Genomic DNA, 24,805 nt, shown 5'->3' on the forward strand with positions numbered 1-24,805 from the left:
GAATGATATTACTGAACTTTGTAACCGGAAAAATGGAAACATACGATATGGTTGCAAAAGAAAAAATAGACTTGTTAAAGAAGAAAATAGACGAAGCTGATGCCATTGTAGTGGGCGGTGCATCGGGAATGTCTGCCGCTTCCGGATTCGTTTTTTATTATCAAGATGATGACGTCTATAAAATGTTGGCAGGAGGATTGGCTGAGAAATATAATATCCATAATTATTTCGACTTATTTTATGACAGGCGTCTCAGCCGCGGAGAACTTTGGGCAAGCATGTTACGTGCCACCCGTTATATTTATGAGTGTTATACAGGTGAAACTTACAAAGATTTGGCAAAACTTCTTCAAGGAAAAAATTATTATATAGCCACAACCAATCAGGATGCACAGTTTTTCCGGGTATTCCCGGATGAAAAGATTACTCGGATTCAAGGAGATAACCGTTACTGGCAATGCAGCCGTCCGTGTCACGATGAAATATATTATAATAAGGAGAAAGTTTTCGAGTTAAGCGATAAGATTGTGGAAGATGTATTGCCTGACGAACTGATTCCCCGTTGCCCGCATTGCGGCGAAGAACTGGCTCCGTGGGTACGCTCGCACACATTCCTTGAAGGTGAATACTATCAGCGCGAAATGAAAAGGTACCTCGATTTCCTGCGTGCCAACTCACGGCGCAAGGTACTGTTCCTCGAACTCGGTGTAGGTATGATGACCCCGATGTTCATTAAGGAACCGTTTATGAACATGACTTATCAGTTCCCCGATGCCTTTTATGCCACCGTCAATCCGCAACACGCCATTGTGCCGAAAGAGATTGCGAAGAAAAGTCTTGCCATCAGTGATGATATTGCCGTTACGTTGAAGAAACTGCTTGGCAAGTCCACGGCAGGCATGAAAAAATTTAATGCAAAGGAAGCATTCAATCCCTCACGTATTTATTAAAATAATATAAATGACTATGGAGATAACAAAGTTTTCAGAAAAAGATATGAATGCTGCAATAAGCATGGCACGGCAAACTTGGCACGGATATTACGATGAGTTCCGGGCTGAATACATCCGTTGCATTGCAGAATGTATCGTCCGTCATAATTACACGGACGAGGATTTGGCATTCAAAATCACCTGTAACGGAGAAGTGAAAGGCATCATCTTCGGCACACGGAAAGGCAAGATGGCAGACCTGTCCGTATGGGTCGGCGAGCAATGCAAGACGATGAACCCGCAGGAGAAGGAGTTGCTGGAACGGCTCAACGACTATATGGACGAAGCCGACCGGAACACCATCGCGCAAATGGGCGATGGCGACGTAAAACTCTCCCTATTCATTAGCATACAGAAGGGATGCGGCAGGGAACTGCTACGCGCAATGATGCAGGAGTTCAGCGCAATGGGCGCTAAACGGATGTTCCTATGGACAGACACTTCGTGCGACCACGATTATTATCCTGCCCACGGTTTTGCCTTGGCTTCCCGGTATCGTGATACGCATTACTCTACCGAGGAAGCAGATTACATGACCTATATCTATTGGAAACCCTTAGCATAAAGGTCATGAACGAAATACAACAAGCTGCCCAGGCCATCGTCCGGGCCGATGCCCTGCTGATAGGAGCCAGCAACGGGCTTTCTATCGCTGAAGGCTATCACGTCTTTGCCAACAACGAGATGTTCCGTTGCCAGTTTGGGGATTTCCAACAGCAGTATGGCATACGGAATGTCATTGAAGGTTGTTTCTTTCACTACCCTACGGAAAACGTACGGGCAGAGTTTCTGCAATGCCTTGTGCAGCACTGGGTCAAAGAGTACCGTCCCTCGCAGGTGATGAAAGACCTGCTTGCCGTTGTGAATCATAGGGATTACTTTATCCTTACTTCGAATGCCGATACGCATCTGGAACTGTCCGGCTTCGATGCGGAAAAGGTCTTTGAGGTAGAAGGTACTTTCGAAGATTTATTGGAACACCGCCCACTTAAGGATAAAAGTTGTCAGGCAAACGAATTCCTTCGGCGTTATCATAATAGGAACGTAGTTATCTTTGAGTTGGGTATCGGTCGGTACAATCGACTTATCAAACAGCCCTTGATGCAACTGGCAAATAGCGAGCCTCATGCTATCTACATCACGCTGAACTTGGCATCGGAATTGTACATTCCCGATGCCATTGTCCACAAGTCCATCGGACTGGCAGGCGACATAGCCGTGACGCTCCAAGAATTGAAGAATGAACTTTATCAAAATGGTACATATTCCCATGTTTAAGGCATAGAGTCACGGGAAGATTCTTCCGAACTTTGCAACCGTAAACGATAAAACAATTAAAAATAGTAGAATGATGAAAAAGACAACGACTATCCGCTTGGTGCGCAATGCCACTTTGAGAATCAATTATGCAGGACACAACATCCTTGTTGACCCGTTCTTTGCCGACAAGGGAACCATCCAGTCGGCACTTGGTGTGTATAAAAGTCCCCGTGTGTATCTCGTAATGCCCGTCAGTGAGATAACAGAAGGGGTGAACTTTGTATTGCAAACGCACATTCACCCCGACCATTACGATGAAACAGTAAAGCGGCATCTGTCGAAGGACATCCTTTATTATACCCAACCGCAGGACAAGGCGACGGTGGAACAGGATGGCTTCACACGGGTGGAAGTAATCGAAGACAAGACAACAATGGGTGGAATGACCATCCATCGTGTAAGCGGTCATCACGGTTTCGGCAAGATTGGCGAGATAATGGGACCTGTGTCGGGCTATGTCCTGACATCAGAGGACTGTCCTACGGTTTATATTATGGGCGATTGCAAATGGGAAGCGTGCATCCGCGAAACGGTGGAACGGTTCAATCCCGACTACATCGTGGTGAACAGCGGCGGTGCAGTCTTTCCGGAATTTTCCAAAGTGGACGGCTGCATCATCCCAGATGAAGCTGAGGTAATGCAAATGTTGGATGAACTGCCCACGCATATCAAGCTGATAGCCGTCCACATGGATGCTATTGACCATTGCCAGACCACCCGTGAAATCTTGCGCAACGAAGCGTGGCATCACGGAGCGGACATGAACCGCCTGATTATCCCGGAAGACGGAGAAACCATCAAATTATAAGCCCTATAAAAATTGCAGAGATGAAAGAAATCAAAAAAATAGCAGCAGCCGAAAATTTCAGTGTAATAAGCGTTGGCAAGCTAAGTGAACTGAGTGAGTATGTGATAGAACTTTCACCCGAAGTGAAGATTCCGGGAAAGGTGTTCGGAGGTGCGGCACTTCAGGCAACGGGCAGTGAATTTTCCTTCCAGATGTTCCAACCCAACACGGAAACGGGCTTCCTCCACACCCATAAGAACCACGAGGAGCTTTACTTCTTCCTTGCAGGAAAGGGCGAGTTCCAGGTGGACGGACAGGTGTTTCCCGTTGAAGAAGGCAGCATAGTGCGCGTGGCTCCCAACGGAAAACGCAGCGTACGCAACAACGGAACGGCTTCGCTTGTAATGCTCTGCGTACAGTATCGTGGCAACACGTTCACCGCAGAAGATGCTACCGATGGCGTGATTTTGGACGAACCGGTGAAATGGTAATATAATACAAATTGCTGATTAACGGGGGAGAGCGGCAAGCGGTTTTGGTCTGCCCAAAACACAAACTTGCTACCCTCCCGTTGGCATTGTTTATAATCCCATGCCCTTGCCTCTCCTAAGCGGCTCGACAGTCCTCCTAATGGACGAGAATAGCCTATCGAATTGTTCCTTGAACCATTCGCCAATCGGTTGCCCGTTAATGGCAAGTGCAAGTTTGGATTTGTCTATTGGGTCTTTCACCACTTGGAAGCCCGCCCTTTCGGTCGTGAACTTCCGCCTGTGTTCCTCCGAGTAGAGTTCACCCTCGTAGAACAACGGCTTGCCGCTGATAAGCGTGGCGGTCTGCCGCTCGTTGAAGCCGACTTTGAGGCAGAACTTCTCCATGTACACCAACTCTTGGAACAGCGGAAACCATTTCTTGGCTTTTTGGATGATGGATTTCAAGAATGACACTTCCTTTTGGTGTTCCGCTTCCTTGTCCGACATCTCCCTGCGGTGCTTGACTTGCAGTTCCATAAGCTGCCGTTGGTGTTCCTCCTGTTGCCGCTCCATCTGTTGCTGCAACAGTTCTATGCTTTCATCACGGGCGGCAACCTCGCCTTGCAGGGTACGGTTGTCGGCTTCCAGTCCTTTCAGCTTGCCGCTGCCCAAAAGAGAACCTACCTTTGCCACAAGTGCCGTTTTCACTTCGGCCTTGGCGGCTTCCAGCTTCTCCGATTTGATTTCTTTCCGTACTTCGTCAAGTTCCTGCTTCGCCTGTTGGCGTTCGGTCTGCAACTGCCGGACATTGGTTTCAAGCTCTCCCGTCTGCCGTTTCAGGTCACGGTAATATTGGGCGGTGGTGGTGTGCCGTGCCTCCGAACCACGGATGCCACGCTGCAAGCCGTATTTCGCCATTGTTGCGGCGTAGCTGTCGTGGTAGGCTACCAGCTTCTCACGTGTCAGCAGGTCATCGGCGCACAGGCGCACGGCGTTGGATTTCTTGCGGTAGGTGCGTCTGCCCTCCGCCTGCTTCTTCGCTTTCCTGCGCTCGCCCGTCACTATCGGCACTACCGTGGCGTGGATGTGCGGTGCGTGCTCGTCCATGTGCAGCACTGCCGAAACGGTGTTCTCTTTTCCGAACGTGCGGTGCAGCCATTGCAGGTTGTCACCGCACCATTCGTCCAGCCTGCCTCGTCCTGCACCCTCACCATGTCCTCGTGCGTGCCCGAAAGCACGATGCGGATTGCCCGTACTTGGTCGGGTGTTATCTTCCGCCTGATGCCAGCCGTGCGGATGCGGTGGCTTATCGCCTCGGTGCGGTCTGCCACACCGTCGGGGAATTGCACCAGCTCACGGTTGAGATGGGTGCGTGTAGGGTCTGCGTTCTTGGGCGTGGTCTTGCGTTCGATGTGGTCGGATGCGCCCGTGTCAGCCGACCCTTTCGCCTTGTTGATTTGGATGCTTATGTATCCCATGTTCGTTTCTTGTTTTGTTAGGTTCTACAAACTTGCTTGTCGGTATCCGTCTGTCTGCGGTTCGTACCGCACGGGCAAACGGGGGTGTCCAGAGGGGTGTAACCCCGTTGGCTCATTGGGGTGTTTTTAGCATGAGCGAAGCGGTGCGTGAAGAAAACGCCCTAATGAGCTATGGCTTTTTGTTTTCCAAAAGCCTGCGGCGGTGTCGGCGGTTTTCGGATGCTGTTCTCTTTTCGCTTGTAACATCGGCTTTCCCCTGTCGGTCGGCAGGATGGAAGTCCGTCCGACCAGCCTGCGGATGGCGGTGTTCACCTCTGTTGCTTTCCCGTTGGACTTGATGAGGGGTGAAAATCTGATGAAATGATGAATGGATAACATAACACACTGACCACCAGATGGATGTTCTCTCAACATCTTTTCATCAAACCGCTCGCCAAAAGAAAAGTGATGTATGGGGCTGCGTCCGCTTTCTCTTTTCATCAGCCAAATACTTTTGTTGAGCGTTTGATGAGTATGTAAGTTGCTGTTATTCTTTATGTTTATATATGCTTTCATCATTTCATCAAAATATCAGAGTGTTTCCAATTGCGCTTTGCTTACCGTGTAGTAGCGTCCAATCCTCCTTACGGGTGAGTAAAGACATTCACGGTTGTAGTCGTATTGGTAGGTGGTGTAGGAAAGCGAGTTGGATGCAGGTGTCAGCTTCCAGCACTCCTGCACCACTTTCCGAACCTGCGACTTCTCCACCTTGACTTGCGAGCAGACGAGCAACGGAACAATATCATTCAGACAGAACGAGACAGATTCAACGCCGACACTTGCCATGATGTCGAGCAACAGTTCAGCCATCTCAATCTCCAACCTGTTGCGGTTGCTTCGGATTATCTTCCGCAGGGCATCCGTTTCCAGCAGCTTCGGGTTGAACCACATACGACTTTCTTTCCCGGTGGATAGCTGCCTGTGTTGCAGGAAATGGAGAAAAGCGGGTATTTCCGTTTTCAGCTTTTGCAGGAAGTCAGTGTCGTCACTCTTGAGCGGCACAATCTTCCGCACCCAATAGCGTGTTTCCCCTGCGTCGATGATGACGGGCAGGTGCTCGTTGTTGGAGCAAAGCACGAACTTGGCAAAGAAGCCTATCTCGTCACGGTCTTTGCCTTTCGCCTCCACCTTGTAGGATAACGTGGTACTTAGGTTCTTCAACCGCTCGCTGTCCTCACGGCGGTTAAGCAGCACCTCGTCCACCATGATGAGCAGTTTGCCCGCCCAGTCGGAATTGAACTGGCTGCGGAAGTCCTCGTTGGTGTTGAACGTCACGTTGTTTTGGTAGATGGCTTTCAGAAAGTTCAGGAACGTGCTCTTGCCCGTATTCCTTTCTTCGGACACGAGCAACAGGATGGGTTGCTTCTGAATGGGATAGAGGTAGAGCAGTTGCAGGTAGTCCATGCCCTGCTCGTACTGTTCGCCGAAGATGTGTTCCACCAACGAGCGGATGCAGGGGAAATCCCCCTCCTGCGGTCGGTGGCTTATCGGCTCATATAGGTTGAGGAACTTGCCGACTACGGGCTTGTAGTCCACATGGTCGGGTACGGTGCAGAAGCCGTCATACTTGGGGATGCCCGCCATGTAGTCCTTGCCGTAGTCCTGCCGCAGGGTCTCGGAGTTCCATGCGATGCGCTTCCTCACATAGCCGCCGTCGATGCGGGGCTGGTCCACAATCTTGTAGAGCGTGGTGCCTACTCGGATGAATTCTTCTTTTTTCTCCATGTTTTCAATAAGATTTTAGTGCTGCCGACGCCTTGTCGGCAAGCGGATCAAACATGGGCACAAAGCTACGGAAGGACGGCTAAAACCTTGATACGTAAAACGATGCAGAACGGCGCAAAAGAAACAGACAAACAAGAAAATGCAGCGGAACGGGTAATATCAGCCTTAAGTATCACATTCCCGTTGAAGTATCTGCGCACTGTTCCGTTACTGTTTCTCTTTGTGGCATAGTCTTTACGGACATATATTTCGTAACCCAAAAATTTTGCGCTGTCTTGTGCATTTGTAATCAAAGTCTTTTCCTGTGACATCTCCAGCCTTAACTTTTCCTGCATAAACTTAGTGATGTCAGCTTTGATTGTCTCACATTCGTTTTTCGTTCCGATAACTCCGATAAGGAAATCATCGGCATAGCGCACGTATTTCAACCTGCGAAAGTTTACATCCATATCATTGCCACTTGGCATTGTAAGTATCAGCTTCTGCTTTTCGTGCAGTTCTTCTACCATCCTTGTTCTTACGTTTACATCCTCTACTTCATTTATCCTACGTTTTAGGTAGTGTACTCTGCTGTTGAGTTTGCAAATATCCTTGTTGCGGCTTCTTGCTGTCCCTTTATTGAATTTGTTGGCATATTCATCCATGTACTTATCGAACTTGTCTAGGTATATGTTTGCCAAAATAGGGCTTATGATACCACCTTGCGGTGTCCCTGAATAAGTCTTGTTGAATTGCCACTCTTCCATGTACCCTGCATTGAGGAATTTCCGTATCAGACGAAGAAATCTGTCGTCTGCTATTCTGCCTTTCATTATTTCTATCAGCACATTATGGTCTATGTTGTCAAAGAAGCCTTTTATATCTCCCTCGATGAACCATTTTGCACCGTTGAAATTGTTTTGTAGACTTTTCAGTGCTGTGTGGCAGCTTCGGTTTGGTCTGAAACCGTGCGATGTCCACTCAAAGTGTCCCTCATATATGGCTTCAAGCACCATTCTTACTACCTCTTGAACCAATTTGTCTTCAAAAGACGGTATTCCTAGCGGACGCATCTTCCCATTCTTTTTCGGAATGTAAGTTCTCTTTGCAGGATTGGGACTATAAGTCTCATCCTTTATACTCTCTATGAGTTTGTTTATCCTATCAATGCTCATCTCATCCTCAGTTTTGCCATCTGTGCCGGGTGTCATGTTGCCCGGCTTTGCATACATACGTTGGTAGGCGACAAAGAACATCTGTTCATTGAATAGAATACGGTAAAGCCTTTCGTATTTATACTCGGGCTCATTGCTGTGTCCAGCTAAAATGTTTAATACTTGCTCTGGATTTCTCATACGTCTCTCACGTTTTCCGTTGTTTGTATTAAAGTTACAGACTACTTCCCTTCGCCATGTACAAGGCTTTCCCCTGCTCGGACTACTACGGAAGTTCCGTTACCATATCGGATATTCAAAAGCTTTCTTTATAGCTGTTTGTTCCAGCGTTCCGACTTAGGTAATCCCCAGTTAGTTCTCTTAATAACTATTAGCACGACATACTGTCGGATGCGACTTTCGTTCTTGTCCGCTTATTGCGGCTGTGTCATAGTCGGTTCTTTATGCTCTGCACTAACGCACAAAATAGGCAGAGTACTATGAAACAACGTATGTATAATAGTCTTCCGTTGTTACAAGATTTGGTACCACTGAACTATCATTCAACCAATCAAGGCTTCATCCTTATGTATGTCTTTTCGTCTTGCCCCTCAGTCGCCACCTGACTATTAGTGGACTTGGAGCTTTAATCAGTATGCTACACTCTCCATCGGGTTTCCCTTTTGGATAAACTGATTGACGATAGGACTATATCGAACCCAATCCTAACTTCTTGCTAAAGAAGTATTTATTAAGCGACCATTCTGGGCGCACGCGCGTAAATTTGCGTTGTGGTGATATTGGTATGCCCCAAAATCTTGCTCACGCTTTCTATCGGCATACCGTAATTGAGAGCCAAGACAGCGAAGGAGTGGCGGCTCAGGTGGAATGAAATCGGCTTTTCTATCCCGCATTTCTTCGCCACGGCCTTGATGCGCTTGTTCACCATGTCAAGCGAGCCGATATTGAAAAGCCGCTTGTCTCTTCTGAACGGCTCGTAACGCCTGATTATCTGCATAGGGATGTCCATCAGCTTGATTTGGAACGGTACGCCCGTCTTTTGGCGTTTCGACACAATCCATGGTGTGCCGTTCATTTCAACAATGTTGTCAGTGGTCAGGTTCTTGATGTCCGTGAACGAGATGCCCGTCCAACAACCGAACAGGAACAAATCCCTTGCCAATGCAAAGTTGGGATTGTCCAGCTTGATTGCACTTAATGCTTGAATTTCATTCTCCGTCAGAAAGCCACGTTCCTTGTGGTCGGGGTCAACGTGGTACATCGCAAACGGGTTTCTCGGTATCTTGCCGTTGTAGTGCGCCGTGGTGACGATGTGTTTCAACGGTATGGAGTATATCCACACGGATGACTGCGCCAGCCCGACCTCGTTTCGCAGGTACAGGCAGTAGTCACGGATGAAATCCTCCGTCAGTTCGTTCATCGCCATGTCCGTCCGCTTGTAGTGCCTTGTTATGAACTCTGCCACGTATTTGCGGACGGTCAGGTACTTTTGGTACGTGCGCTTGGAGCGGTCTTTGCCCACCCGTTTGGCAAACGCCTCGTTCTCCTTGTCAAAGGCACGCAACAATGTCTCATACTCCGTGCCGATGCCTTGGTAGGCATTGCGCACCATTTCTGCCGTGACAAACGCCTCACGGTCGGAAAGCCGCTGGTAGTGTTTCGTTATCTGCGCCTTGATATTATCAAGGGCGTAGTTTACTGCCACCGCCTCACGGCTCTTTCCTTTCGCCCTGTTGCCTTTGGCATCCCAAAGTTCCTTTGAAATGTGCTGTTTGCAACTGAACTGTGCGATAGTCCCGTTGATTGTAACCCGTCCCATGATGGGGACAATTCCGTTCTTTTCCTTGCTTCCGTTTACATAGAAGACTGTCTTGAAAGTGCTCCGCATAATCATTCTTTTTGTTTGGTGCAAAATTAGTTTATGGGAGTTGTAAGGGCAGAATGTAAACCTACGCAGAACGCAGAAATAGAGCCTGTTAGCGTTAAATGTGCAATTGGTGTCGGGTAATGGTTTGGAAGTGCATCTCTTACTGCAATCCGCCTAAATCCGTTTTTACGTCCTTATGTCATTCCGTGCCACCAGAAGCCAAACTCTCTGACCGTCAGTGAGAATGCTCAAATTCGCTTTATTCTGCGTTTTATCCTATTATTTTCCTTGAAAAAACATTCTATCAGAATCGGGCGGAATCAGCTCAAGAAGTTATTTCATCCGGACGACATGCGAAAACGAAAAAACACTGATCCACGAAGATTTTTTATTACAAAAGAAAAACAACAGCATAGTCTTAATAACATTCCCTCAAAAAAGTATAAATTCTTCAGCATCTTTTCCCGAAAATATCGAGATATCTTCGGGAAAAGAACATATACTTTTTCAAAGGCAGGTCCAAGACCACGTAAACAACTTATAATCAATGCAAAGAACAACAAAAAATCCCCAAAAGGAATATCCAATAAAATAATTTGTCAATACCCCGGATTTTGTTTCAGTACCCCATTCATCACTATTACCTTTTCAGGTATCGGGAAAACAGTTGTATAACCGTTTTCTTCACCGGGAAGCTGTGGACGGAAGCTATACGGACGAGTGAATTGACGGAAACGAATCAAGTCCTGACGCCTCCAGCCTTCCCACGCCAGCTCCATCTGCCTTTCATCCAGCAAGTTTTCAAGAGTTGCTTCACGATACGAAGCTCCTACTCTGCCACGGACTTCATTCAATTCTCCTGTTCCATTTTCGTTATTTCTCACTTTGGCCTCACTCATCATCAGCAACACGTCAGCATAACGGAACAAGACAATATCATTATCCATCAACTTTCCATCTTTTAATGCTGTATTATCCACTTCATATTTCTTCATACGTGCTCCAGCTGTTTGTTCATATACCGAATTGGAAACATCGAGGACTATTGCCTCTGGATAATATACCAGCGGAGTGCCGTCGTCGAGCAGAATAGGATTTCCCTGTAAATCGTACACCTCATCGGCGAAATAGCAGTAATCGAAACGAGGATCAACTTTGTCTGTGCCATACCCAAAAGTCTGCAAAACCTCAAGCGTTGCACTTGAACCATTTTCACCTCCTAATCCATAGGCCTTTGCATGATTATAGTGACGGGAGCGGAACAAATATTGCATCTGGTTGGTGTATAAAGTCTTGCTCATCGGTATTACAAAAATATTTTCCTGAGAAGACTCATTGAATATGGCAAAATTTGAAGAATAATCTTTTTCTAACTGATAACCCATCTGAGAAATCTGTGTACAGTAATATTGTGCAGCTTTCCAAGCATTGAGATCTTCTCCGTTTACAGTAAAGAAGATTTTTCTGCCATCCGGAAAGACATCATCTGTCCAGTCGGAATCCATATATACTTCAGCATTCAGCATCAGCTTAGCCAACAGAAAATAAGCAACAGGCTTTGTCATTCTGCCATAATATTCACCAGGAATATTACTTTTCTCTTCGCTCAGGAAAGGAACAGCCTCCTGCAATTCATTTACGATAAAAGTAAAAATCTTATCACGCTCTGCCTGTTTCATTTCCGCACCGGCCGCATCGGAAGTAACAAGCAGAGGAATGCGTCCGAATAAATCCATCGCATAATAATAAAACATAGCACGAAGGGCACGTACCTCTGCCTTATAAGCCGGAAGTTCTTTATCAGTATGTGTCGCTGAGAAATGTTCAATCTGCTCCAACGAATAATTACATAGCTTAATACTCTGGAACAAGTACTCCCAAGTATTCAATATGGCATCGCTATTTACTCCCCACTGATGCAGGTAGAGTCCTTGCCAGAATCCACCATCATACCAGTCACCTCCACGGGTGGGCATAATAGCCTCATCGGTCGTAAAAGTATTCAGGTCATAGATACCTCTCCCTGTTCCCTGCAATCCTTCACTATCTTTATAACTGCCTACACAGTTATAAAGCGATGCTACACAATTCCGATAGAGAGCCGGCAGTGTAGAATAAGCATTATCTCCCAATAAACCATCCCGAGGATCTTCTTCAAGGAAACTGCTGCACGATATACTGAACAATGAAGTGCAAGTCAAAAATAATATATATATTTTTTTCATGGCTAAACATTTAAAAATTAAGACTTAAACTAAGAGTATAGGTACGCGACAACGGATAAGTCCGTTTGTCATCAACTCCCAATGTAGAGTCTACGGTCATACTGTTTATAAGAGGGGTTAATCCCGAATAGCCGCTTATTGTTCCCAAGTTGTTGATAGTGAACGCCAGACGCATGTTATGTAAAAACTTCGTATTTTTCAGAGGAACATCATACCCTACTGTCAGATAATCGAAATTAATATAATCTCCATCCTCCAGCCAATAATCAGTTGCGGTCTGATCTTTTATCATTTGTCGGGGAGCTTCCTCCATTACATTATAGTCGGGAAGAATATTCATATTCATATAAGTCAGTGAAGTTCCATTATATATTTTATGTCCGAAAGCTCCGTTTATCTGCAACGATACATCAAAACGTTTATACCGGAAACTAATGTTTGAGCCAAGCAAGGTCTTAGGCATAGCCTGACCTGCCACATAACGGTCTTCTCCGTCTTCCAGATTTACACCTCCCCCATTCAAGTCGGCGATTTCATATTTATATCCAACATTACCATCGGGAACCAATCCGGTACAGTGAGGAAGATAAAAAACTCCCAAAGGCTGTCCTACAATCTGATATACAATATTATTATATCCTCCATGAAAACCTGCCCCGTCAAGTCCGGCTATAACAGTATACTCCGAGGCCGAAATATATTCGCCATTATACATACCATTCAGCGAAAGCAACTTGTTCTTCTGGAAAGTTATATTTGCATTGATATTCAGCTCCATATCCTTGGTCTTCAATGGAGTAATACCAACAGAGATTTCTGTACCGCTGTTACGCATAGAACCAATATTGGCGAGCAATGTATTGTAGGTAAAAGGAGGAACACTTACCCGATAATTATAAAGCATATCGGTTGTCTTAGAGTTGTAATAATTGACAGACAACAGCAAACGGTTGCCATAAAAGCCCACATCGAAACCGGCATTGAAAGTATGTTTTACTTCCCACTTCAGATCGGGATTGATATTGCGTAATGTTTCATAAGTCACTACAGGAGAATTTCCGACAGGTGCGACTCCATTGGGCCGGACTAGATTCATCGTCGTATACGAATCTATACCTCCCTGATTTCCAGCAAGTCCATAACCCAGGCGCAACTTCAAATTATCAATCCAGGTAATCTGCTTCATAAACTGTTCATTTGACACATTCCATGCAGCAGAAACAGATGGGAAAAAGCCCCATTTATGATTTGCTCCAAACTTTGAAGATGCATCCGTACGAGCATTGACTGTCAGTACATAACGGTCGTCATATGTATAATTCACTCGCCCCAGAAAAGATGCCAGATGAGGTTCCTCATAATATGAACCTGTTCCTTCCCAGGGACGCAGAGCTCCAGCCTGAAGATTGTCGAACCCCATAAGATCGGAAGAAAAGTTTGTTACCGTAGTATAAAATCCGGTATATGTATTTTTTTCCAACTCTGCCAAGCCCAATACATCTATGAAATGCTTTTTCAACTGTTTCCGATACGTAAGCATTGCATTTCCTAAGACAGATTCTGAACGGCGGTTTCCACGATACGCCTGTCCGTTTGCCCAGACTATAGTGGGCAAATACTGTGAGTTCTCTGTATCATTATAAGTATACGAGCCGAAAAGTATAAATTTCAGGTCGGGCGACAAATTAAAATTCAAACGGGCATGAGCACTGAAATAAGAAACATCATCACGATCATTGACCTCCATCCAAGCCAAAGGATTGGTTATCTGGCTGGCAGTAGTTATCTGGTCCCAAGCGTCGGTCGTATAATCTTTATGGTTAGGGAAAGTAGGGTTAAAAGCCGCTGCCGAATAAAAAGTTTTCTGATAATCGAACAAATTCCGGTTTTTCTTGACTGATCCAAACAGTCCAAGTTCGCATTGGATAAATTTATCGAATATATCTTGCGACATATTCATATTCGATGTAAAAAGCTTCATGCTTTCATTCTGTATCACTCCCTCACGGTTCAGATAGCCCAAAGAAACACGATAGTTGGAAGCATCTCCTCCACCATAAAAAGCAATGTTATGATTCTGCTGCAAGCCCAATTGTTCTATTTCTTTTTGAAAATCAGTATTACAGCCTTTATCCAGAATAGAAATTCCATTTTCGCTTGTTACTTTCCGATATTCATCGCCAGAGAGCATATCCAGATGACGATAAGCATGGGCAATGCCAAAGCTTCCGTTGTAATTAATACGCGTTTTACCAGAGATTCCTTTTTTTGTTGTAATATTAATCACACCCGAGGCACCACGAGAACCGTACTGCGCTGTTTCTGAGGCATCTTTCAAGATTGTAAAACTTTCTATATCGGTCGGATAAATCGAAGTCAGCATACTTAAATCGCCCAACACCCCATCTACAATTATCAATGGATCATTACCACTTGTCAACGAAGTGGTTCCTCGCATTCGGACAGATTCCAAAGCTGCTGTACCATTACTGCTTTTCATGATAGTCAATCCTGGTACTCGTCCCTGAATAGCTTCCAGCGGATTAGTTATTTGCTCTTTATTCATTTGCTGTTCGGTAATTTGTTCTACCGAACCGGATATGTTCTTCAGTGTACCCCGAGCGTATCCAACCGTTATCACACTATCCGGAAGAGTTGTAATCTCTATTTGTGCATTTACAGGCTGATATAACCATAAGGTTAACGAACAGACAGCAATATACTTCGATTTTGCTTTCCGATATTTCTTCATAAGAATCAGATTTTAAATTAAGGATAATTACGAAATTAAGCAAAAAGGAAGAGAAAAACAACCCTAAAGCCCAAAATAAACGTCCTGATGTTTTCTGAAAATACAGGTTTTCAGAATAAACATCAGGACGTCTACAAAAATATATAAACAAACTTATCTGCTCATCATTCTTCTGGAGCAAACATTGGGTCCCATGCCGGCAGACGGATTGGCTTCTGCTTCAAAATATTCAGTACCTTTTCTGGTACATATTTCTTTTCTACTACCAGACGGAACATATATTCGTCAAACCACTCATCGGTCATAATCAGATGTCCCTTATAACCAGCCTCTGCTCCCCAACTGTTTTCAACCATCCATTTCTTCGGCTTACCGTCTTTATCCAAATCTACAGCCATCAAAGTCATAGCATGGCTGGATCCACTGGCAAAGGTCTGGACACGCTGTTTCTTATTCATTCCGAACGTAGTACCCATCAGTGATTCATAATCAAAATTCTTTAAATCGAGAGTACCACGTTTACTGTCTAAGAATTTCGCGACGTCACAAGAGAAATACATCATTGTACTATCCTTTATTGATTCAATAGCCATTGCTTTTATATCCTCAACAGGTAAATTGACGTAAGTCCAGTTCTTTCCATCATAAACATGACGGTCAAAATCTATTTCGTAGCATTTATAATATTCACGACTGGGGTCATTCATCAGCATGACATAATTATTGGTTAAGTCATTTCCCAAATATTCCTGATAAAAAGACTGTGGAGTATACTCCTTCGTTTCACCGTTCATAGTCCACGTAAAACGTTCCACAGGTTCACCGAATGCTAAGGCAAGCATACGATAAACGGTAGAAAGCATTTCTGTTTTTTTAGCTTCAAGTGCAGAAACCTTTACTCCTTTTGCAGCCTCATCACGTAATTGCAGACCGAACTCTCTCAACTTCAAGCCAACCAGACGAGCTATCTGTGATGTGTTTTCACTACTATAGGTTTCTGGCATAACCGAAGATGGAACTACTCCATACTTACCTATAACATCTGAAATACCAGTAAATTGTCCTCCGTCGCTTATAGGATTGCGGAATAACCACTCTACCATCTTATCATCCATTGGTTTTTCACGCGTGTCAATAATTCCCTGCAAGAAAAGATTAGCTTTCTCTAGCTGGTCGTAGAAAAAGCAATAGTTCTGAGAGAACTCCATTTCGTCCAGACCATATTTAGCCATCATCTGAGCACGCAATACGTTCAATCCGGTAAAAAGCCAGCAACGTCCAGACTGCTGCTGGTCTGTTATGCCATGTGAAACAACTTTATTTGTGAAGTTAGTATCGAAATTAGCCAGATTTTCATGATTTTTCGCAAGTACAGCTATACTGGTTTCAGCCATGGCATTATAAATAGCCTTATCTGCCGGCGTATGCTTATAGCTGCTTTTGATTTGGTTCAACATGTCTTGTGTAATCCCCCCCTGTTGAGCCTGTGCTCCCAATGCCATTGCCATCAGGCATGCTAACATTATGTTCTTCTTCATATACCTTAAATGTGTTAGTTTCTAAATAATGTGCCAAAAGTACGAATTTGTATTTTAAAAATAATAAAATAAGAAGGTAAAATATAGATTACTTCGAGCGATATTTGTAATTTTGATTAATTTTTGAGTCATACCCATGAGCAAGTTCAGAAGTATAAAACATATTGTCCGATCTACCATCATATTAGCTTTGGTATGCTATTTCGGAATTATCGCCGTTTTGAGTATTCCTTTTATTCAAAAACGGCTATCCGATTTTACGGCTCAAGAGCTCAGCCGTATCATGCAGACTGAGGTCAGAATCGGAAATATCGATTTAGGACTGCTGAACCGTGTCATTATACAGAATGTATATCTGGAAGACAAGTCTGGCAAGGAGCTGCTGAAAATAAACCGTTTATCTGCTAAGATGGAGTTATCGTCTTTATTACACGGCAAAATACGCATCAGCAGTGTACAGCTTTTTGGTCTGAACGCCCACCTCAACCGTCCGACCCCTGACAGTAAGACAAATTTCCAGTTTGTACTTGATGCATTTGCCTCAAAAGATACAATCAAGAAAAAATCAACCATCGATCTGCGTATTAATTCCGTATTGATTCGTCGCGGACAGGTCTACTATGACTTACTTTCCGAAGCTCAAACTCCTGGACGTTTTAATTCAAACCATTTAGGCATACAGAATCTTTCAGCAACACTTTCACTGAAAGCCTTAACCCCTGATTCTCTCAATGCGCAAATCAAACGTATAAGTTTCAACGAACAGAGTGGATTCAAATTAAAGAAACTGGCACTGAAAATTACAGCCAATCACCATGGATTACAGGCAAACAATATTGAGGTTTCTTTTCCTAACAGTGAGCTGAATATAGATACGCTTGCTGCAACATATGACAGTGCTTCATCTGCTCCTGTAATAAACAATGACACACGGTATATGGCTCATATGAGAGCTCGTATTACGTTGGCTGACTTTGCCATGTTTGTACCTGCACTAGCTCATTTCAATGAAGCTATAAACCTGCGCATGTCGTTGGACGGAAAAGGATATCAAACCAAGTGTACAGACATTTATATATCAAACAATACTCAAAGTCTTTTGCTGAAAGCAGAAGCTATGATAAACCACTGGAACGAAAAAAATAATATGTTCCTTTTCGGTAACCTGTCGCAACTGGAAGTAGATAAAGAAGGTATTAACTGGTTACTTTATAACCTAAGTGGCAAGAACAATGTTCCCGATATTCTGAAACGGATTGGGAGCATAAGTTTCAACGGAGATATTTCCGGTTATCTGAATCAATTAACAACACATGGTACACTTCTTACAGATGTAGGAAGTATTCGGGCCAATGTAACCATGCATTCCGATACATTAACCCATCTACGTTCTTATTCTGGAAAAATAATCAGTCCGGAATTACAATTAGGAACCTTGTTAAACCAGGAAAAGACACTGGGAAGCACAACATTCGACATAGAATTGCAAGGTTTCAAATATCATGATGGCAAAGCTGAATCATATATTAAGGGAGTAATTTCTTCGTTTACATACAAGCAGTATGAGTACCGCAACATCATGCTTGACGGACAATATACTCCAGGAGGATTTAACGGAAAATTATCTTTGAACGACAGCAATGCAAACATTGAGATAAACGGACATGTTGCGACACGACAAGCTGTGCCTGATTTCAATCTAAAAGCTGTGGTACGTAACTTCCGCCCTAACGATCTGAATCTGACAGACCAATATAAAGATACAGATATGTCACTGAATCTGACTGCCGACTTCAGCGGACACTCCATTGATGACATGAAGGGAAAAATCAGTATTGACAGCGTACAGGTCAACGCTCCAGAAAAAGATCAATGTTATTTCTTAAAAAACTTAAGCATATTTGCCGGAAACGTAAGTAATAGTCAGGAAAAACAAATAGAAATCCGTTCTCCTTTCCTCAATGGCTTTGTCAAAGGGAACTATTCTTACCGTACTCTTCCAGCAAGTATATTGAAGACATTGCAACGGTACATTCCGTCATTACTCGTTCTCAACAAGGAATTACCTGAAACAAACAATGATTTTCAGTTCAATTTCCAGTTGGAAGATACAGAGTTATTCTCAAAGGTATTCAAAATCCCTGTTGAACTATACATGCCGGCTACATTAAACGGATATTTTGATGATAACCGTACACGGTTGCAAATTAGAGGTTATCTTCCAGCATTTGTTTACAACGACTCATATTTCGAATCAGGAACGTTATTGTGTAATAACACTTCAGATGAACTGCAATGCCAAGTGCGTATAAACAAACGTCTGCAAAAAGGTGCAATGATTAATTTGGCTGTAAATTCTCGGGTCAACGACGATAAATTAAAAACGACCATCCATTGGGGGAATAATGTTCCTTCCACTTTTAGCGGTATGGTAGAAGCTATTACAAGTTTCCGTAAGTCAGAAGAAAGTAATCGCTTATCAACGATGATAGACCTGCGTCCAAGCAAAATTATTTTAAATGATACGATATGGAAAATACATCCATCACAAATAACCATTGATAAAAACCTGATAGAAATCGACAACTTTCTATTTGAGCATCAAAACCAATATGTACGTGCAAACGGACGTATTGGAAAGGAAACAACAGACTCTTGTCTGGTGGATTTGAGCAATATCAACTTACAATATGTAATGGATATAATTCAGTTTCATGCAGTTAAATTCAATGGTCTAGTAACTGGACGTGTACACTTACATAATGTACTTGACAATCCGGTGATGTATACCCGACTCAACGTAAAAGACTTTTCGCTGAACGATGCGTTATTAGGTCAGGGAGATATAAGAGGTGAATGGGACAATGAATTAGGAGGAGTACGCTTACATGCCGACATAAAAGAGAATGATCATTACTTCACTAATGTAACCGGGTATGTTTCGCCTAAGGAAAAAGGATTAAACATAAATATTCAGGCAGGAGGTACAAATCTTTCCTTCCTGCAACCTTTTGTAGAGAATATATTTACAAATATGCAGGGAAGAGTCTTTGGACGTGTCCGATTATACGGTCCTTTCTCCGGACTTGACTTAGAGGGATGTGCTCAAGCAGATGCCAGCATGAAAGTAAATATCCTTAATACATCATTCACCGCTCATGCAGACTCATTCCGTATAAGCTCAGGGCACTTTGCCTTCGACAACATACAAGTAACAGACCCCGAAGGACATACCGGGTTAGTTAATGGCGCACTCAGACATACAAAACTAAAGAACCTGATGTATGATTTCCGGTTCAACACAAACAATATGCTGGTATATCACACGGAAAAGGAAACACCTGAATTCCCTTTCTATGGTAAAATATATACAACTGGAGAAGTGTTGCTGCGCGGGGGAAACAATACACTTACTGTGGACGGGACATTACGAACTGATCCACAAACAAAGTTTACATACGTAACCGCCACAGCAGCTGAAGCAACCAATACACAATTTATAAAATTTGTGGATAAGACTCCCCGAAGACAGCAAGAAAACATTCAGACTGAATTATATCATCATTTAAACAAAACAGATAATAAGGAGGAAGAAGACACTCCTACTGATACCCACATTAATCTCCAGATAGAAGCAACTCCGGCTGCTACCATGCGTATCGTCATGGATCCTATAGCAAGAGATAACATTTCTGCAAACGGAACCGGCAACCTGCGTATCAACTATTATAATAAAGGAGATTTCCAGATTTTCGGTAACTACAATATCGAAGAAGGAATATACAAAATGAGCATGCAGAATGTTATCCATAAAGATTTCATCCTGCAATCAGGAGGAACAGTTTCATTCAACGGAAATCCACGAGAAGCCAATCTGGATGTACAGGCTGTTTATACCGTTAACTCTGCTTCATTAAATGATTTAGTGGCTGATGCTTCAAATACCAAAGGAACTGTAAAGGTAAACTGTTTACTGAATCTGAGAGGTAACCTGACGGCTCCTACATTAAAATTCGACCTGGACTTGCCGACCGTTAGCGATGAAGACCGGGAATTGGTACGAAGTTTAACCAGTACAGAAGAGCAAATGAATACACAAATCATTTATTTGTTGAGTATTGGAAAGTTTTATACCTTTGATTATGCCAACAATGCCAATCAGTCGGATGCAACAAGTTCACTGGCTTTCAGCACACTTTCCGGACAGTTAAATAATATGCTTTCTCAAGTAATAGACAGCCAGAACTGGAACGTGGGAACCAATTTAAGTACAGGCGATAAAGGGTGGACTGACGTAGAGGCAGAAGCTATTCTTTCAGGAAGACTGCTTAACAACCGATTAATTATTAATGGTAATTTCGGTTACCGCGATAACCCTATGCGTAACACCAACTTCGTAGGAGATTTTGAAGCAATGTGGCTACTGACTAAAAACGGTGATTTCCGCTTGAAAGGATATAATCAGACCAACGACAGATACTTTACAAAATCTACTCTGACAACACAAGGAATAGGTTTAATGTATAAAAAAGATTTTACGAACTGGCGCGAATTATTTGACTGGATTCTATTAAAACGTCGCAGCAAGCGCAACAGCCAATAAGAAAAGAACAACAACATTATAAAACAAACTATCTCATTATGGAAAAGAATTATTTCTTACCCGCCGAATGGCATCCACAAAGCTACATCCAGCTGACGTGGGCGCATAGCGGAACCGACTGGAACTACATGTTAGATGAAGTAGAAACATGTTTTTTCAACCTCGCCAGTGAAATAGCTTCTCGGCAACCTCTTTTACTGATTGCCCCTGAATATCCAGAAAAATTAAAAGACTTCAAATATAAAGACAATATACATTTTGTAAAATGCCCGACCAACGATACTTGGGCACGCGATCACGGCTTTATCACATTGCTCCAAAATGACGGGACTCCCCTGCTGTTAGATTTCTGTTTTAATGGTTGGGGAATGAAGTTTGCAGCAAATAAAGATAATCTGATAAACTGGAATTTATATCAGAGCAATCTGTTAAAAGGGAGTTATACAAACTGTCGTAACTTTATACTTGAAGGAGGATCTATCGAAAGTGATGGTAAAGGAACCATGCTTACAACTTCTACCTGTCTCCTCGCTCCTAATCGGAACGACGTAATGACGCGTGAGGATATAGAGCTATACTTAAAAGAAAGATTTAATCTTCAACAAGTTTTATGGCTGGATCACGGATTCCTTGCAGGTGATGATACTGACAGCCACATAGATACATTGGCTAGACTTTGTCCGGACAACACTATTGTTTATGTACAATGTACAGATAGCGCAGATGAACATTATGATGAACTCATTAAAATGGAAGAACAGCTGAAAACGTTCCGCACACTGGAGAATACACCATACCGCTTGCTTCCTCTGCCTATGCCAACAGCTATTTATGATGAAGAAGGTGAACGTCTGCCTGCAACATATGCCAATTTCCTGATAATGAATGATGCCATATTGTATCCGACATACAACCAACCGGATAACGATCAAAAGGCTGCTCAGATATTAGCACAAGCTTTTCCTGAAAAAGATATTGTAGGAATAGATTGTTGCCCACTAATTAAGCAGCATGGCTCATTGCATTGCGTTACCATGCAATATCCGGAAAGTGTAAAAAACAGCAAACATTAAAATTTTAACCGATATGAAAAGAACCATTCGAGTAGGTATTGTACAACAAGCATGTACGAATGACCTGAAAATAAATTTGGAAAAATTGCACCGTAATATTGCTTCTGTTGCACAAGCCGGTGCACAACTTGTTGTTCTACAGGAATTACATAATACTCCCTATTTCTGTCAAACAGAAGATACATCTTTATTTGATCTGGCAGAGCCTATCCCCGGACCGTCAACCGGATTTTATAGTGAAATAGCAGCAGCTTATCATATAGTATTGGTTACTTCACTATTTGAGCGTCGTGCACCCGGACTTTATCACAATACAGCCGTTGTATTCGACACTGACGGAAGTATTGCGGGAAAATATCGTAAAATGCATATACCAGATGATCCTGCCTATTATGAAAAATTCTATTTCACTCCAGGTGATCTGGGATTTGAGCCAATAGAAACAAGTCTGGGTAAACTAGGTGTTCAAGTATGCTGGGATCAATGGTATCCAGAAGGAGCCAGACTGATGGCTTTAAAAGGTGCAGAACTACTTATTTATCCAACAGCAATCGGATGGGAAAGCAGTGATACACAAGATGAAAAGATGCGTCAGCTTGGAGCATGGGTAACAGTACAGCGCGGTCATGCTGTTGCAAACGGACTTCCTGTCATCGCCGTAAACCGAGTAGGACTTGAACCTGATCCTTCCGGACAAACCAATGGCATCCAATTTTGGGGAAATAGCTTCGTAGCCGGACCACAAGGAGAAATTCTTGCACAAGCAAGCAATCTGAAAGAAGAAAATCTCGTAGTAGAGATAGATATGAACCGAAGCGAAAATGTTCGTCGCTGGTGGCCATTCTTGCGTGATAGAAGAATAGACGAATTTGATGAGCTGACCAAACGCTTTATCGACTAACAAATTTTCGTTCTAGCTTTAGAACTATAATTAATACAAACATGAGAGTGCCTCAAAATTAAATGAGCATTCCAGAAAGTATAGGATAGTTACTTTCAGAATAAAAAATAGCCGTATCAAACTTTATTTAAGTAATGATACGGCTATTTATCTTATGCAATAATCGGTATTAAACTTCTCTATACAAGACTTTTCGATACCTAACAGAAAGGTCAACGTTTATGCCAAAAACCAGGCGAGAACATCAGCAGAATGCCAAATAGCTCCAATCTTCCTATTAACATCATAAAAGACAGTAACCATTTAGCAAGATCAGGAAGAGCACTCCACGAAAAGGCAGGACCATATGCACCTAAACCAGGTCCGACATTACCCAAACTAGAAGCTACCAGTCCAAAAGACTCTGTAAGTTCAAGCCCCATAAACATTAAAGCTACCCAGCCTACAAAAATACAAATCAAATACAATAAAATAAAAGTATTTACAGTAGAGATAGTAGAAAGAGAAAGTGCCTGCTGATTTACCTTTACGGGTAATACAGCACGAGGATGAATCAGGCGGCTGAACTCATTCTTCATATTACGGAAAAGAATAAGCAAACGCATATTCTTTATTCCCCCGCCAGTAGAGCCAGTACAACCTCCTGCAAACATTGTATAAATCAAAAGCATCCATGTAAAATGAGGCCATACATTATAATCATCAGTAGCAAACCCACAAGATGTATGAATACTTGCTACTTGAAAAAATGCCTTCCGAAAAGCTTCTTCCCATCCATAATGGTTTTGCATGACCAAAGGAACTGTGATAAGTAAAGTTACTATACCTACAGACATCAAGAACCATCTACATTCATCGTCTTTGAACAGATTGAAGAATTTTCCTTTCAGGCACATAAAATATAATGAAAAGTTTATTCCCGACAGGACCATAAAAATCGCTATCACATACTCTATAAAAGGAGAATTCCAATATGCCACACTATCTTGTTTAGTAGAATATCCTCCCGTAGCAGTAGTTGTAAACGAATGACAGACTGCATCAAACAAATTCATGCCTCCCAACATCAACAATACCGTTTCCGTTATTGTAAGAAGCAAATATACAGTCCACAGCCACTGAGCCATTATACTGATTTTCGGATGAATCTTATCATGAGTCACCCCTGTCGCTTCAGCAGAAAACAGAACCTGATTTCCGACTCCGAATATCGGTAATACCGCTATCGTAAAAAAGACAATTCCTAAACCTCCAATCCACTGAGAAAAGCTACGCCAGAAAAGCATTCCATACGACAGTGACTCAATATCATCAAGAATCGTCGCACCTGTGGTTGTAAACCCTGACATCGTTTCAAAGAAAGCATCGGTAACAGAAGGTATTTCGCCACTAAGGTAGAAAGGAAGCATTCCAAACGTAGTAAATAAAAGCCATGTAAATGCAACAATACAGTAGCCATCACGACGAGAAAGCTTATTTTCTGCATTACGACCAAGGAACAACAGCACGCAACCGACAGCTGCGGCCAATAAGGTTGAATAAAGAAAATAAATATAACTATGTTCCTGATAGCACAGGGAAACACCTGCACATAATAAAAACAGCCCACCTTCTATAAACAATAAAATACCCAATATACGGAATATCATTTTGCGATTAATCAAACTATTCGCCCGATTTCCAGTTAAATATTCATTGTGTGTTATAAAGTCTTGCATTTTTCTTATTTTTCTAAAATGAAGTACAAAACTAATGATAAAGATTGAAATAGATTGGATTTTTCATGCAAAAAGATACAATTTAAACCGCATTTATACTGAACATTCAGAAATATTTACGTAATTTGCAACATTCATTAACCAAATTATCTTTTTACACAGT

General features: G+C 42.9%; 15 protein-coding genes and 2 pseudogenes. 8 read left to right on the forward strand and 9 right to left on the reverse strand.

Annotated elements, in window-relative coordinates; all coding sequences use genetic code 11:
- Window positions 1–2 precede the first annotated feature (2 nt).
- The 5 genes from ACDG22_RS12560 (at window position 3) to ACDG22_RS12580 (ending at window position 3,590) form a co-directional block, all read left to right on the forward strand.
- A complete protein-coding gene (locus ACDG22_RS12560; RefSeq protein WP_370858909.1) occupies window positions 3–950 on the forward strand; it encodes an SIR2 family NAD-dependent protein deacylase in 948 nt (315 codons plus the stop codon).
- A gap of 16 nt (window positions 951–966) precedes the next feature.
- Window positions 967–1,557, forward strand: coding sequence for a hypothetical protein (locus tag ACDG22_RS12565; RefSeq protein WP_148315590.1), 591 nt, complete (start codon window positions 967–969; stop codon window positions 1,555–1,557).
- A 5-nt stretch (window positions 1,558–1,562) separates the two neighbouring features.
- Window positions 1,563–2,270, forward strand: a complete 708-nt coding sequence (locus tag ACDG22_RS12570) for a hypothetical protein (RefSeq protein WP_007570751.1) — start codon at window positions 1,563–1,565, stop codon at window positions 2,268–2,270.
- 73 nt (window positions 2,271–2,343) lie between these two features.
- Window positions 2,344–3,120 (forward strand): MBL fold metallo-hydrolase, encoded by a 777-nt coding sequence (locus ACDG22_RS12575; RefSeq protein ID WP_040312165.1) that lies wholly within the window; start codon window positions 2,344–2,346, stop codon window positions 3,118–3,120.
- A 20-nt stretch (window positions 3,121–3,140) separates the two neighbouring features.
- Window positions 3,141–3,590, forward strand: a complete 450-nt coding sequence (locus ACDG22_RS12580) for a cupin domain-containing protein (protein WP_007570749.1) — start codon at window positions 3,141–3,143, stop codon at window positions 3,588–3,590.
- 90 nt (window positions 3,591–3,680) lie between these two features.
- Here the strand turns inward: ACDG22_RS12580 and mobV are convergent.
- The 8 genes and pseudogenes from mobV to ACDG22_RS12620 form a co-directional block, all read right to left on the reverse strand.
- Window positions 3,681–5,047 (reverse strand): annotated as a pseudogene (mobV, locus tag ACDG22_RS12585) (MobV family relaxase).
- Between the two features lie 126 nt (window positions 5,048–5,173).
- Window positions 5,174–5,605 carry a hypothetical protein gene (locus ACDG22_RS12590; RefSeq protein WP_007570745.1) on the reverse strand — a complete coding sequence of 144 codons (432 nt, stop codon included), beginning with the start codon at window positions 5,603–5,605 and terminating at the stop codon, window positions 5,174–5,176.
- 12 nt (window positions 5,606–5,617) lie between these two features.
- Window positions 5,618–6,811 carry a primase-helicase family protein gene (locus ACDG22_RS12595; RefSeq protein ID WP_007570744.1) on the reverse strand — a complete coding sequence of 398 codons (1,194 nt, stop codon included), beginning with the start codon at window positions 6,809–6,811 and terminating at the stop codon, window positions 5,618–5,620.
- A 167-nt stretch (window positions 6,812–6,978) separates the two neighbouring features.
- Window positions 6,979–8,145 (reverse strand): annotated as a pseudogene (locus ACDG22_RS12600) (reverse transcriptase/maturase family protein); the annotation flags it as partial.
- Between the two features lie 550 nt (window positions 8,146–8,695).
- A complete protein-coding gene (locus ACDG22_RS12605) occupies window positions 8,696–9,853 on the reverse strand; it encodes a site-specific integrase (protein WP_050756983.1) in 1,158 nt (385 codons plus the stop codon).
- 578 nt (window positions 9,854–10,431) lie between these two features.
- A complete protein-coding gene (locus ACDG22_RS12610) occupies window positions 10,432–12,057 on the reverse strand; it encodes a RagB/SusD family nutrient uptake outer membrane protein (protein ID WP_007570800.1) in 1,626 nt (541 codons plus the stop codon).
- A 10-nt stretch (window positions 12,058–12,067) separates the two neighbouring features.
- Window positions 12,068–14,809 carry a SusC/RagA family TonB-linked outer membrane protein gene (locus tag ACDG22_RS12615; RefSeq protein WP_270230725.1) on the reverse strand — a complete coding sequence of 914 codons (2,742 nt, stop codon included), beginning with the start codon at window positions 14,807–14,809 and terminating at the stop codon, window positions 12,068–12,070.
- A gap of 164 nt (window positions 14,810–14,973) precedes the next feature.
- Complete coding sequence (locus ACDG22_RS12620; protein WP_022125832.1) at window positions 14,974–16,347, reverse strand: C1 family peptidase; 1,374 nt, start codon at window positions 16,345–16,347, stop codon at window positions 14,974–14,976.
- A gap of 136 nt (window positions 16,348–16,483) precedes the next feature.
- On the opposite strand from ACDG22_RS12620, the gene ACDG22_RS12625 reads away from it, so the two are divergent.
- The 3 genes from ACDG22_RS12625 to ACDG22_RS12635 are packed head-to-tail and all read left to right on the forward strand — an operon-like array spanning window position 16,484 to window position 22,924.
- Window positions 16,484–20,950 (forward strand): translocation/assembly module TamB domain-containing protein, encoded by a 4,467-nt coding sequence (locus ACDG22_RS12625; protein WP_270230726.1) that lies wholly within the window; start codon window positions 16,484–16,486, stop codon window positions 20,948–20,950.
- 38 nt (window positions 20,951–20,988) lie between these two features.
- Window positions 20,989–22,023, forward strand: a complete 1,035-nt coding sequence (locus tag ACDG22_RS12630; protein WP_370858910.1) for an agmatine deiminase family protein — start codon at window positions 20,989–20,991, stop codon at window positions 22,021–22,023.
- Between the two features lie 13 nt (window positions 22,024–22,036).
- On the forward strand, window positions 22,037–22,924 hold the full coding sequence (locus ACDG22_RS12635; protein ID WP_007570791.1) for a carbon-nitrogen hydrolase: 888 nt from the start codon (window positions 22,037–22,039) through the stop codon (window positions 22,922–22,924).
- Window positions 22,925–23,136: 212 nt separating this feature from the next.
- Here ACDG22_RS12635 and ACDG22_RS12640 read toward each other — a convergent pair whose 3' ends face one another.
- Window positions 23,137–24,642: a TrkH family potassium uptake protein gene (locus tag ACDG22_RS12640; RefSeq protein WP_007570508.1), complete on the reverse strand. Its 1,506-nt coding sequence runs from the start codon at window positions 24,640–24,642 to the stop codon at window positions 23,137–23,139.
- Window positions 24,643–24,805: the final 163 nt, after the last annotated feature.

The sequence above is a fragment of the Phocaeicola coprocola genome (assembly GCF_041333015.1).
GTDB lineage: Bacteria > Bacteroidota > Bacteroidia > Bacteroidales > Bacteroidaceae > Phocaeicola > Phocaeicola coprocola.